Consider the following 12,664-nt stretch of genomic DNA (forward strand, 5'->3'; position numbering starts at 1 on the left):
TGCTGCCGGATGATCAGAAATCGTATCGGGCAGTGAAGCGGAAGTAGCGCGGGGTCGAGTAGTTCAGGTCACGACCGTACTCCGGGTTGTAGTCCGCTGCGCCGCGGTACGGCGAGGCGGCGTAACGCGAGTACGTGCTGCCAGCCACCTGGCGATTCAGCAGGTTGATCACATCGGCCTGCAGGGTCAGGCCCTTCGCCCAATCCGGCGTGTACGCGACATTCAGCCCCAGGTTGAACTGCCACGGCGCCTTGCCGTGCGAACCGCGCGGCGAAGAACCGTAGTCCGCCGACGGCGGCACGTAACCGGCCGTGCCCGGTGTGGTGCCGCTGCCCGGCAGGCCGCAGTACCAATAGTAGGAGCCATCGTAGAGGCCCTTGTCTGGGGTCGGGTACATGCTGGTGCAGTTGTTCGGACGACCTTCGGCAACGGTCAGGCTGCCACCCACGCGCCACTCGGGGGTCAGCTTCATGTAGCCGAACGCCTTGAGCACATGGCCACGGTGGTTCGGCAGCAGCCCATTGGCGCCCTGCATCAGCTGCGGCAGATCCCAGTCCTGGGTGACCGACACATCTTCCTGGCCACCGGTACCGGTATCCAGGTCGGAGTTCAGCTGGCCTTCGGTATTGCCGTAGTTGCGGCTGAAGGTGTACATGACCTTGCCGTACCAGTTGTCCGTACGCTTCTCCAGGAACAGGTCCAGCGCGTAGTACTTGCGCTTGAGCTTGGGCAGGCCAAGGTCAGCTGCCGAATAGTGCACCTTCTCGTAGCTGCCATCGGCCTGTTCTTCCCAGAAGGTGTTGCCCACGCCGGGGTTGAACAGGAAGCATGCGCCGCCCAGCGCGGGGGTGCAGGTGTCGTCGATCGCGCTCTTCAGTTCGCGGTAGGTGAACTTCGCGCCCCAGACGGTATCAGCCGCAAGCTGCTGCTCCATGCCAATGATGTACTCGTCTTGGTAGTGCGACTTCATGTCCACTGCGGCCAAGGTGCGCGGATTCGGCGCACTGCCGCATTCCAGGTTGCTGGCGACAGCGTTGGTGCCCGGGCACAGGTACCCCTTCGAGGCATCGACCGGAATGGAATTGAGCCCCGTCGGTGCACCGGTGGTCGGATCGACGCCGGTGTAGGTGAAGTACTCGTTGGTGTTGAGCGAGCCGGAGGCTGCACGCACTGCCACGTTGTTCGGCATGGCCAGGTGGTAGCGACCGGCATTGGCGAACAACTTCAGCGACGAGTCGCCATGAACGTCCCAGGCCACGCCCAGACGCGGTGCCAGCTGCGTCTTCTGGCTCGCATACTTCTCGCCCGTGCCGGTGTAGTTGGTGAACTGTTCGTTGCGCAGACCCAGCGATAGCAAAACGTTGTCCGAAACCTGCCAGCGGTCTTCGATGTACTGCGAGGCCTGCTCGGTCTTCGGCTGTGCCAGCTTGGTGCTGTACAGGCGATAGACGTAGTAGCCCTGTGCGCCCAGGCCGCCACCGGAAGCTGCCGAGCTCACGCCGTGCGATGCATCGATCGGGGTGTTCGGGTTGGTGGAGCGACGATAGATCCAGCCGTAGCCACCCGGATACTCGGTGCCGGTCAGCGACTCTGCATCCTGGCGGTCGAAGCCGAAGCGGAGTTCATGGTTGCCCAGACGCCAGGTCAGGTCGATACGCCCGCCCTTGGTCTCGTCGAAGGCGCCGTCGGCGTTGACCAGCGAGGTCGTGCTCTGGCAGCCGCTGTAGTTCAGGCCCGGCACGCGTGCAGTGGTTCCGGCACTGATGTACGGGCAGCTTGCGTCGTAGTTGTACAGGCCTTGCGAGTGTTCGATCTTCTGGCGACCGTACAGCGCCGACAGGGTCAGGTTGTCGGTCAGGTAGCCGGTGTACTTGCCGATGTAGAGTTTGGAGTCTTCCTTGGTGCTGATGCCGCCGGTCTGCACGTCGCCATGTGTGAACTTGTTGTAGTCGAACGAGTAGTACTCGGCGTCGTACTTGGTAACGTCAGACACACCTGTCAGCTCGATGACGTGGTTGTCGGTGATGTTCCAGTCGATCTTCGCCGTCCAGCGCGGATATTCATAGGTGTACTCGTTCCAACCGCGGGTCAGGTTGGCCGGGCTGGTGTTGGTCGCGTAGCGGGCGCTGGTGCCGTCAGTCTTGGTGAACTCGCCGTTGACGAAGAAGAACAGCTTGTCCTGGACGATCGGGCCGCCGACATAGGCACCGGTGGTGTTCTGCCAGGAGTTGTTCTTGTTGCGGTACTGATACAGCTTGCCATCGGTCTGGTAAGCCGCGCCGCGCGGATCATTGGCGGTGAAGTGGCCGGTGTTGGCGTAATACATGTTGCGCGGAGATGCGCGCAGCGATTCCGGGCTCCAGATCTCGTACGCACCGGCCTTCCATTCGTTGGTGCCGCGACGGGTCACGATGTTGACCACGCCACCGGTGGAGCGCCCAAAGTCCGCGCCATAGCCGCCGGTGAGGACCTGTTCCTGGGCGATGGCCTCAAAGGGCAGTGTGGTCGAGCCGATGCTGGTCAGCGGGTTGGTTACCGCAAAGCCGTTGATGTAATAGGCATTCTCCGACGCAGCAGAACCGCCGAAGCTGGGTACGCCGCTGTAGCTGTTGCTGGCGATCGCACCGGGTGCCAGCAGGGCAACAGCAGTGATGTCGCGCGGCAGCGGAAGGCTGCGCAGGTCTTCGTAGCTGAAGACGGTCCGGGTATCGACCTGCGAAACGTCGATCGATGCCATCGACGCGGCGCGCACCACGATGCCGTCCAGATCAGTCGCCTTGCCGCCGGCGAAGGAGACCTCGGTGCCGGAGGCGATGTTGACCGCCACGTCATTCTGTGTCGTGACCGTGGCGCCGTCACGGCGCAGTTCCACCGAGTAGCGGCCGTTGGGCAGGTCGGACACGCGGTAACGACCATTGGCATCAACCGGCAGGGTGCGCGTGGCGCCGGTCCCCAGGTTGCGGACAACCACGCTCGAACCCGCGCCGGCCGGCGCCTGGCCGTAGATGTAACCGGTCACGGACTGAGCGTGGGCGATCGAGAAAAGGCAACCAGACAGGGCGGTAGCCAGCGCCGCGCGGCGCCAGAACTTCGTTTGCATCAGGACTCTCTCCGGGGGTGTAGTGGGTGCGCCTCGTGGCCAAACAGGAACGCGGTCACAAACGGCGTGCCTCATTTATAAATGCCTCGTGAACAAAAATGCAATGAATCCTGAATGAAATTTTTTAGGTGAAAAGACTTGGAAAAGCCCTGGGTTGGTAAAATTCGCCATACTGAAGCTAAGTTCTGGGAAAGTGCATCTAAAATAATTGTCGTGTGATGGGCGACGCGATCGCCGCATGAGGTGGAATTGTCATTTTTCTGACATTCCTGAATCCGGCCGCGAACGATTAAGGATGGTCACCGACGCGCAGCATCCGGAGAGATGCGGTGGAAGACCCACGCAGGCAAAAAAAAGCCCCGCCGGAGCGGGGCTTCTGCTTCCATGTGCGCTTGGCTGCGCTTACTTCCTGCCGAAGTCGTACTGGGCCTGGACGTAGATCGCCCGTCCGTAGGCGTTGTACAGGGAGTTGTTGTACGGCACGTCGATGTTGCCCGCGTAGGAGTGCTGCTGATTGTCCGGCACCTTGTTGAACAGGTTGTTGACCATCAGCGAGAACGTCAGGTTGTCCATCGCGCGGTAGTTCACGCTCAGGTTGTACGTCGTGTAAGAGCCCCACTTGCCAGCCTTGTAGCCGGACGTCGGATCGACATAGTCATAGCCACGGCCCAGGTAGGACAGGTAGTTCGGCGTGCGGCCGATGTAATTGAAGTACAGCGTGGTGGTGAACTTGTCGATCGCCCAGCCGATCGAGCCGTCAGCCCGGACCTTGGCGTAGGAGTCGTACACCCACATTGCGTACGGGTTGCCCAGCAGATCCAGGAACGGGTCGTTGAGCTGCGGCTGCAGTTCACGCTTGAGCATGTTGGTGTAGTTGCTGGAGAACTGCAGCGAACCGAAGCGACCGATGTCCTGTACGTACTTGAAGCTGGCAGTGACCGCCTCGAGGTTCTGCCGTGCCACGTTCAGCTTCGGCGTGTAGATCTCCTCCAGCGCGCCGGTGGCATCACGGGTGACCCAGTTGGCCACTTCCTCGCAGGTGGCGCCGGCGGTGTTGGTCAGGCCGTTGCGGCAGTAGTACTCGGCCAGCAGCAACTGGTCGGAGCTGAGGGTGTTGACCTCGTTCTTGATCTTCCAGTTGTAGTAGTCCAGGGACACCGACAGGTTGTTGATCGGCGCCCACACCAGGCCCGCGTTCCACACATCGGCGGTAATCGGCTTCAGCTCCGGATTGCCCGACTGGGTGCCGAACACCGACACGCTGCCGTAGCGGCAGTCGACCGTGTTGGACGGATCGAACCCGAGCTGGCCACAGCGGTAGTAATCCTTGGACCCATTGGCGTAGTAGCCGCTCTTGCCTTGGAAGGCATCGGGCAGGGACGGGGCGCGGAACGCGGTGCCGTACTTGCCGCGGACCAGCAGGCTTTCGAAGGGGCGGAACTCGAGGCCGATGCTGTAGGTGGGCTTGTCTACGGTATGGCCGGCGATCTTGAAGTTGTCGTAGCGGCCGGAAGCGGTGACCGTCAGCATGTCATGCAACGGCAGACGCAGTTCGCTGGTGACAGCGTAGTTGCTGCGATGGCCGTTGCCCGCCACCGAGGTGGTACCGAACACCGTGCCGTCGGTCAGGCGCACGTCCGGCGTGTAGTTCCACCCTTCGCTGCCGCCTTCAACCACGGCGGCAAAGCCGGCGTCGCCACCGGGCAGCTTGAACAGCGAGCTGTTGGTGATCTGCGCGCGGGTCTGGGTCTGCCAGGTGCGGCTGCGGCTGGTGGTGAAGCCGGTGAAGCTCTGGAAGGCCCCTTGCGGCAGCTGGGAATAGAAAGCGCCCCAGTTCGGGTTGTAGATGTTGTAGCCGTCGTCGGTCTGGCCCAGCACCGGTCCCAGCACGTTGTCGGCAAACCAGTTGTTGATCGGGTCGTTCCAGCGTGCATAGCCACGCTCGTTGAGCTTGTACTCGCCGCGGGTGACGCTGGCCTCGTAGTCCCAGTTGCTGCCGATCGCGCCGCGTGCACCGAGCGTGACCTGATAGGACTTGCTGCGGTCGGTATTCATGATGTCGCGGTAGCCAATGCCGCCGATGTCTTCGGGTGCGAACACGCGTTGCAGCCCCAGATAGCGACCACTGGACTGATCGAAGAACGGACCCATGCTGATGTCCGTGCCCCAGTAGTTGTAGCCGGCACCGGTGTTGTACTTGACGGTTTCGTAGCTGTAGAGGACATCGCCGAACAGCTGCAGGTTGTCATTCACGTCGTAGGTCAGCGACGAATAGAACTGGCTGCTTTCCTTGCTGTTCTTGATCGTCTTGTAACCCGCACCGAACGCGGAGCCGCAGGATTGTCCAGCGCGGCGCGTACCGAGGATGGTGGTGCCGCCGAACTGGCCGGAAACGCCGGCGCAGTTGTTCGGATCCATCATCAGGAAATCATTGGTATCCGCGTCGAAGACCAGGAAGTCGTTCGAGGGCAGCTGGCGCGTGTAGCCATGCGGATTGTTCTGCTTGGTGATGTCGCGCTGGTAACCCCAGATCGGGTTGGTCTTTTCATACTGCACATTGACCAGGGCGCGGAAGCGATCGTCCTTGCTGTTGAAGCCATTGGCGCCGCTCACGCGGAAGCTGGCGCCACCGCCATCGGAATAGGCGCCGCCGCGCACGTTCAGCGTGCCGCCGTCCATGCGTTCCTTGAGGATGATGTTGACCACGCCGGCGATCGCGTCCGAACCGTACAGGGATGACTGGCCACCGGGCAGCACCTCGATGCGGTCGACGATGTCGATGGGGATGCCGCTGATGTTGTTGAACGCGTCGCTGCCGTTGTACAGCGCCGGATACGAGAGCATCGGGCGGCCGTTGATCAGGTACTTGGTGTAGCCCGGGTTCAAGCCGAACATGCCAGCCGCTTCAGCACCCTGGGTGAAGGATGCTGAGGTCTGGCCGCCTTGCAGGCCGCCGGTGGTCAACGAGGACTGCTGCAACACTTCGGCAACGCTGGAGAAACCGCGCGCCTGAATCGCCTCGGCGCTGATGGTCAGCACCGGCGTCTGGTTTTCGATCTGCGTCTGCGGGATCAGCGAGCCGGTGACCGTGACCCGGTCGAGGTTGGTCGCGGCCTTGCTGCTGTCCTGGGCGAGTACGGTGGCGCTGCTGCCGGCCAGCAACAAGCCGCAGGCGACGGCGTGGGTGAGCGGGTGGTGCGAGAATGCGAAGCGACGACGAGACATGCGATTACTCCGTGTGATCGTGATGACGCGTGTATCCCTTTCCTGGGATTTCGATTCTGTTCAGCTACTTTGCCTATGCGGTTTAGCGGCGTGGCGTCAACGTAACACACGCTTAACGTGCCTTGCGCAGTTCTGTAACGGTCGGTGACGGACGGTTGCGCGCTTCGTAAAAAGGCCCTTCTCCACGGGCATTTCTGCCGTTTTCCGGATTATCGGAAAGCAGGGAAAATGAATATTTGATAAATTCAACTGACATTAACAATCGATACGTCGCGGGCTTTCCCCATGCCGCATAGAAGGAAAAAAAAGGCCCCGCCGAAGCGGGGCCTGATCCAGACACGAAGTCCGGGAAACGACGGGATCAGAAGTTGTACTTGACCTGGGCCGAGATCTGGCGGCCGTAGACGCTGTAGAAGCCGTCATTGAACGGGGTCGATTCGTTGCCCGGGTAGTTGTAGCGCTGGCCTTCCGGCAGCTTGTTGAACACGTTGTTGACCATCAGCGACAGGACCAGATCGTCCTGTGCCTGATAGTTCATGCTCAGGTTGTACGTGGTGTACGAACCCCACTTGCCGGCCTTGGCACCGGAAGAGTGGACATAGCCGTAGCTGCGGCCGGTGTAGGCCAGGTAGTTCGGGGTGCTGCCGACGTAGTTGGCGTACACGGTGGTGGTGAACTTGGCGATGTTCCAGGCTACCGACAGATCGCCACGGACCTTGGCGAAGTTGTCGTAGTACCACATGTTGTACGGATCGCTCAGCAGGTCGAGCTTGGCGGCGCCCGGCATCGGCTGCACTTCACGCTTCAGCATGTTCGTGTAGTTGCCGGAGAACATCAGCGAGCCGAAGCGGCCGATATCCTGCTGGTACTTGGCCGCCACCGTCACCGCTTCCAGGTTCTGGCTGGCGACGTTGAGCTTCGGCGTGTACACCCGGGTCAGGTTGCCGCCGGCATCGCGCGACACCCAGTCGGTGACGTTCTGGCAGCTGGCCGAGGTGTTGTTCGGCAGCCCGTTGTGGCACTGGTACTCGGCCAGCAGCAGCTGGTCGGTGCTGAGGGTCTTGACCTCGTTCTTGATCTTCCAGTTGTAGTAGTCGGCCGACAGCGAGAAGTTGCTCACCGGGGCCCACACCACGCCTGCGCTCCACACGTCGGCGGTGATCGGCTTCAGGTCCGGATTGCCGGACTTTTCGCTGTACACCGAGGTGTTCTTGTAGAACGAGCAGGCCTCGTCACGCAGGCCGTAGCCCAGCTGGCTGCAGCGGTAGTAGTCGTTCTGGCCGGACGAGTACGAGCCGCTCATGCCCTGGAAGGCATCGGACAGGGTCGGTGCACGGAAGGCGGTGCCGTACTTGCCGCGCAGCAGCAGGCTCTCGATCGGACGGAATTCCAGACCGATGCTGTAAGTGGCCTTGTCGACGGTCTTGTCGGCGATCTTGAACGCGTCATAACGGCCCGAGGCGCTGACGGTCAGCTTCTCCAGCAGCGGCATGCGCAGTTCGCTGGTGACCGCGTAGTTGCTGCGGTGGCCGGCGCCCGCGACGGCGGTGGTGCCCCACACGTTGCCGTCGACGAAGGCCTGGTCCGGCGAGTAGTCCCAACCTTCGCTGCCACCTTCCAGCACGACGGCCAGGCCGGCGTCACCGCCCGGCAGGCTGAACAGCGAGCCGTTGGTCACCTGCACGCGACCCAGGTTCTGCCAGGTCTTGCTGCGGTGGGTGCCGTAGCCGGTGAAGCTGGCGAACTGGTCCGGGGTGATCGGCGAGTAGAAGGCAGCGTAGTTCGGGTTGTAGATGCCGAACGTGGCGGTCGGGTCCTTCGGGTCGGTGTAGGTGCCCAGGCGCGGGCCCAGCACGGTCTGGCCGAAGAAGTCCTCGATCTTGTCCTTCCAGCGCACGAAGCGGTTCTGGTCCAGGCGGTACTCGCCACGGGTGAAGCTGGCGCTGTAATCCCAGTCGCCGACCATGCCCTTGCCGCCCAGGGTGACCTGGTAGGCGCGGCTCTCATCGGAGTTCAGGATGTTGTTGTAGTCGCCCGCGCCGATCTCCTCCGGCGCGAAGGCGCGCTGCAGGTTCACGACCTTGCCTGCGCCCTGGTCGTAGAAGCCACCCATGACCGACTTCGTGCCCCACCACAGGGCGCTGGAGCCGGAGGTGAACTCGGTCTTTTCCTTGCTGTACAGCACGTCGGCGAACAGCTGGAAGTTGTCGTTCACGTCGAAGGTCATCGACGAGTAGAACTGGCCGCTGTTCTTGCCGTTCTTCAGGGTCTTGTAGCCGGCGCTGTACACCGAACCGCAGGACTCGCCCGACGCGCGCTTGCCGACGACGGTGGTGCCGTCGTACAGGCCTGCCACGTTGGCGCAGCGGCTCGGGTCCATCATCAGCAGCTTGTTGTCTGCATTGGTGATGACGGCGAAGTCGTTCGACGGCACCTGCGCGGTGTAGCCGACCGGGTTGTTCTGCTTGGTGATGTCACGCTGGTAGCCCCAGATCGGGCTGCCGTTCTCGATCTGCACGTTGACCAGCGCGTGGAAGCGGTCGTCGAACGCGTTGAAGCCCTTGGCTGCGCTGAAGCGGATATTGCTGCCGCCGCCTTCGGTGTAGGTGCCGCCACGGACGGTCATCGTACCGCCGTCCATGCGCTCCTTCAGGATGATGTTGACCACACCGGCGATCGCGTCCGAGCCGTACAGCGAGGACTGGCCACCGGGCAGCACTTCGATGCGCTCGACGATGTCGATCGGAATGCCGCTGATGTTGTTGAAGGTGTCGCTACCGTTGTACAGCGCCGGATACGAGAGCATCGGGCGGCCGTTGATCAGGTACTTGGTGTAACCCGGGTTCAGGCCGAACATGCCGGCTGCTTCAGCGCCCTGGGTGAACGAACCCGAGGTCTGGCCACCCTGCAGGCCGCCGGTGGTCAGCGAGGACTGCTGCAGCACTTCAGCAACGCTGCTGAAGCCGCGGGTCTGGATGTCTTCGGCGGTGATGGACATCACCGGGGTCTGGGTTTCAACCTGGGTCTGCGGGATCAGCGAACCGGTGACGGTGATCTTGTCCAGGTTGGTCGCCTTGTCCTGGGCCATTGCCGGGGCGGCGGCCATCAGGGCGGAAATCAGGGCGACGGCGAGCGTGTTGCGACGTGCGGTGTTGCTTGCGTATTTCATGTAGTTCCAATAGAGAGCAAAAACAAAAATCGGCACTGCGCATGCGCCATCGTGCGCGCTGGAAACCAGCTCCGCAGCCCAAAACAGTGCTTCAGGAACGTAACATGGACTTAACAATCTGTGCACGAATCTGTAGCAATCCTGAATTTCAGTCAGGCTACGTCCAGCTTGTATGATGTTGGGTTATTCCCCCTGATACAGCTGGTGCCCGTTGTGAACAGTTCCCCCCGCCGCCCCCATGCCAGCCAGGTCCGGAAGGGACTGACGCCACATGCCCGCATCCGCAATGTCATCGCGGTCGGCTCCGGCAAGGGCGGCGTGGGCAAGTCGACCACCGCGGTCAATCTGGCCGTGGCGCTGCAGCAGCTGGGCGCACGTGTCGGCGTGCTGGACGCGGACATCTACGGCCCCAGCGTGCCCGCCATGCTGGGCTTGTCCGGGCGGCCGGAAAGTCCCGACAACAAGAGCATCGAGCCCCTGCGCGCGTTCGGCGTGGACACGATGTCGATCGGTTACCTGATCGAAGAGGACACGCCGATGATCTGGCGCGGTCCGATGGCCACCTCGGCAATGACCCAGCTGTTCAACGACACGCTGTGGGATGACCTGGATTTCCTGCTGATCGACCTGCCGCCGGGCACCGGCGACATCCAGCTGACTCTGACCCAGAAGATCCCGCTGGCCGGTGCGGTGATCGTCACCACGCCGCAGGACATCGCCACGCTGGATGCGAAGAAGGCGCTGAAGATGTTCGAGAAGGTCGAGGTGCCGGTGCTGGGCATTGTCGAGAACATGGCCGTGCACACCTGCAGCAACTGCGGGCATGTCGAGCATCTGTTCGGCGAGGGCGGTGGCGAGCGCATGGCCGCGCAGTACGGCGTGCCGCTGCTGGGATCGCTGCCGCTGCAGATCGGCATCCGCGAGCAGGGCGATAGCGGTACCCCGATCACCGTGGCGCAGCCCGATTCGGTGCCGGCGCAGGCCTACCGCCATGCCGCGCAGCGCCTGATCGAGGAAGTGGGCAAGCGCCCGCGGGCGTCGATTCCGATCCTGTCTTCGCTGCTGTAAGCACCTCGGCCGGGTCCGTCGGCGATGCCCGGCCCCCTGCTAGAATCCTCGCGCCCCTCGTATCCCCCAGGACAAAGCATGAGCATCAAGAGTGACCGTTGGATCCGCCGCATGTCCGAGCAGCACGGCATGATCGAGCCGTTCGAGGCAGGGCAGGTCAAGCAGGCCAACGGCGAGCGCATCGTCAGCTACGGCACGTCCAGCTATGGCTACGACGTGCGCTGCTCGCGCGAGTTCAAGGTGTTCACCAACATCAACTCGACCATCGTCGATCCCAAGCATTTCGACTCGGGCAGCTTCGTCGACATCACCGCCGACGAGTGCATCATTCCGCCGAACAGCTTCGCGCTGGCGCGTACCGTGGAGTATTTCCGCATCCCCCGCGACACCCTGGTGGTGTGCCTGGGCAAGAGCACCTATGCGCGCTGCGGCATCATCGTCAACGTGACGCCGCTGGAGCCGGAATGGGAAGGCCACGTCACCCTGGAATTCAGCAACACCACGCCGCTGCCGGCGCGCATCTACGCCAACGAAGGCGTTGCACAGATGCTGTTCTTCCAGGCCGCGGCTGATGATATCTGCGAGACGTCGTACCGCGATCGTGGCGGCAAGTACCAGGGCCAGACCGGTGTGACCCTGCCGCGGACCTGAAGATTGCAGGCGGTTTGTGGAGCCGAGCCATGCTCGGCTTCAAGGCGGGGCAGCCGAGCATGGCTCGGCTCTGCATGAACGAGGGCGGCGCAATGCGCCGCCTTCGTTATTTTCCGCGCCCGAACAGCATCGCGATCCCGACACCCACCAGCGCCACCGGCCACCAGGTCAGCAGCAGCTTTGACAGGTTCAGGTGCGTCCAGCCGAGGTTGCTGGCGAGCATGAACAGGCCGATCAGGATCAGCAGGATGGCGGCAACGAGGTTGAATCGCATCGGGTCGGCGAAGGCTCAGGTGTGGGCCGGATATCCTAGCCGTTCCTTCCAGTAGGCGACATGCTGGTCCAGTGCCGCCGCTTCGTAGCGGTGCGCGGGACCGCTGCCCCAGACCGGGCCCGGCCAGGCCGGATCACCGTCATGGCGGCCGATCACGTGGAAGTGCAGCTGGCGCACGATGTTGCCCAACGCGCCGATGTTGATCTTCTCCACCCCGTCGGCGCCCTTCAGGGCCTTGCAGGCACGATTGAGCTCGGTGCGCAGCTTGTCCTGCTGCTCGCCGTCCAGCTCGATCCACTCGGTGACCCCGGCCAGGCGCGGTACCAGTACCAGCCACGGGAATCGTTCGTCGTTCATCAGCCGCACTTGCGACAACGGTCCTTCGGCCACCAGCACGCTATCGGTGGCCAGGCGTGAATCGAGTTCGAATTCGCTCATCCAAGATGCTCCGAGAAGAAGTCCAGGGTGCGTTGCAGCGCCAGGGCGGCGCTGTCTGGATCATACGCATGTCCGACCTCCCGGTTGAAGGCGTGGTCGGCCGGATAGACGAAGGTGGCCATCTGCGGCAGCTTCTCGCGATGGGCCTGGACCGCTTCCGGCGGGATGCTGCGGTCCTGGGCGCCGAAGTGGAAGATCACCGGCGCCTTCGGCGTCTCATCGAGGAACTGGACGTTGCGCGCGCCGTAGTAGCTGACAGAGGGCAGGCCCAGGCGCACTGCGGACAGCATCGCTACCGTACCGCCCCAGCAGTAGCCGACGGTGCCGACCTTGCCGTAGGGGGCCAGCCGGGTGGCTGCCGCGCGGACCACTTCCAGCGCCTTCTCCATGCCCAGCGCGCTGACCCGTTCCAGGCCCTGCTTCACGCCGTCGGCGTCGTAGGGCAGGGCATCCGGGTCGGCATCGGGGCCATCAATCAGGTCAAAGAACGACGGTGCCAGCACCGCATAGCCCTCGGCGGCGAAGCGTTCGGCCACGCCGCGGATGTGCGGGTTCGCGCCGAAGATTTCCTGCACCACCACCAGCCCGCCTCGCGCGGTGCCCTCGGGGAGTGCCTGCCAGGCCCGTACCGCGCCGTGGTGCGTATCCAGGGTGATCCACTCGGCCATCGTCATCTACTCTCGTTGCAGGGACAGGACTGCATTGTCGGTGCTGCGCGGGTTAGCGCGGTGTCAGCGGC

General features: G+C 62.9%; 8 protein-coding genes. 2 read left to right on the forward strand and 6 right to left on the reverse strand.

Annotation, left to right across the window (positions count from 1 at the left end; genetic code table 11):
- Window positions 1–13: 13 nt before the first annotated feature.
- The 3 genes from AC5P5X_RS02400 to AC5P5X_RS02410 all read right to left on the reverse strand — a co-directional run bounded on the left by AC5P5X_RS02400 (window position 14) and on the right by AC5P5X_RS02410 (window position 9,494).
- Complete coding sequence (locus tag AC5P5X_RS02400; RefSeq protein ID WP_005414103.1) at window positions 14–3,100, reverse strand: TonB-dependent receptor; 3,087 nt, start codon at window positions 3,098–3,100, stop codon at window positions 14–16.
- A 402-nt stretch (window positions 3,101–3,502) separates the two neighbouring features.
- Window positions 3,503–6,325, reverse strand: a complete 2,823-nt coding sequence (locus AC5P5X_RS02405) for a TonB-dependent receptor domain-containing protein (RefSeq protein ID WP_005410502.1) — start codon at window positions 6,323–6,325, stop codon at window positions 3,503–3,505.
- 361 nt (window positions 6,326–6,686) lie between these two features.
- Window positions 6,687–9,494, reverse strand: coding sequence for a TonB-dependent receptor plug domain-containing protein (locus tag AC5P5X_RS02410; protein WP_005410501.1), 2,808 nt, complete (start codon window positions 9,492–9,494; stop codon window positions 6,687–6,689).
- Between the two features lie 213 nt (window positions 9,495–9,707).
- On the opposite strand from AC5P5X_RS02410, the gene apbC reads away from it, so the two are divergent.
- Window positions 9,708–10,562, forward strand: coding sequence for an iron-sulfur cluster carrier protein ApbC (gene apbC / locus AC5P5X_RS02415; RefSeq protein WP_111189603.1), 855 nt, complete (start codon window positions 9,708–9,710; stop codon window positions 10,560–10,562).
- A 78-nt stretch (window positions 10,563–10,640) separates the two neighbouring features.
- Window positions 10,641–11,213 carry a dCTP deaminase gene (gene dcd / locus AC5P5X_RS02420; protein ID WP_005410499.1) on the forward strand — a complete coding sequence of 191 codons (573 nt, stop codon included), beginning with the start codon at window positions 10,641–10,643 and terminating at the stop codon, window positions 11,211–11,213.
- Window positions 11,214–11,319: 106 nt separating this feature from the next.
- Here the strand turns inward: dcd and AC5P5X_RS02425 are convergent, their stop codons facing one another.
- Genes AC5P5X_RS02425 through AC5P5X_RS02435 form a run of 3 tightly spaced genes read right to left on the reverse strand, consistent with a single transcriptional unit; the run spans window position 11,320 to window position 12,593 of the window.
- Complete coding sequence (locus AC5P5X_RS02425; protein ID WP_005410498.1) at window positions 11,320–11,487, reverse strand: LiaI-LiaF-like domain-containing protein; 168 nt, start codon at window positions 11,485–11,487, stop codon at window positions 11,320–11,322.
- 15 nt (window positions 11,488–11,502) lie between these two features.
- On the reverse strand, window positions 11,503–11,925 hold the full coding sequence (locus AC5P5X_RS02430) for an HIT domain-containing protein (RefSeq protein ID WP_005410497.1): 423 nt from the start codon (window positions 11,923–11,925) through the stop codon (window positions 11,503–11,505).
- Window positions 11,922–12,593, reverse strand: a complete 672-nt coding sequence (locus tag AC5P5X_RS02435) for a dienelactone hydrolase family protein (RefSeq protein WP_024956336.1) — start codon at window positions 12,591–12,593, stop codon at window positions 11,922–11,924. The genes AC5P5X_RS02430 and AC5P5X_RS02435 overlap by 4 nt, the downstream gene beginning before the upstream one ends.
- Window positions 12,594–12,664: the final 71 nt, after the last annotated feature.

This window comes from Stenotrophomonas sp. YJH_SMC_91 (assembly GCF_059368495.1).

Excerpts from the sequence above, each read along its gene's own strand:
- AC5P5X_RS02400 (WP_005414103.1), bottom strand. The coding sequence starts at position 3,100 with ATGCAAACGAAGTTCTGGCGCCGCGCGGCGCTGGCTACCGCCCTGTCT.
- AC5P5X_RS02405 (WP_005410502.1), bottom strand. The coding sequence starts at position 6,325 with ATGTCTCGTCGTCGCTTCGCATTCTCGCACCACCCGCTCACCCACGCC.
- AC5P5X_RS02410 (WP_005410501.1), bottom strand. The coding sequence starts at position 9,494 with ATGAAATACGCAAGCAACACCGCACGTCGCAACACGCTCGCCGTCGCC.
- dcd (WP_005410499.1), top strand. The coding sequence starts at position 10,641 with ATGAGCATCAAGAGTGACCGTTGGATCCGCCGCATGTCCGAGCAGCAC.
- AC5P5X_RS02425 (WP_005410498.1), bottom strand. The coding sequence starts at position 11,487 with ATGCGATTCAACCTCGTTGCCGCCATCCTGCTGATCCTGATCGGCCTG.
- AC5P5X_RS02430 (WP_005410497.1), bottom strand. The coding sequence starts at position 11,925 with ATGAGCGAATTCGAACTCGATTCACGCCTGGCCACCGATAGCGTGCTG.
- AC5P5X_RS02435 (WP_024956336.1), bottom strand. The coding sequence starts at position 12,593 with ATGGCCGAGTGGATCACCCTGGATACGCACCACGGCGCGGTACGGGCC.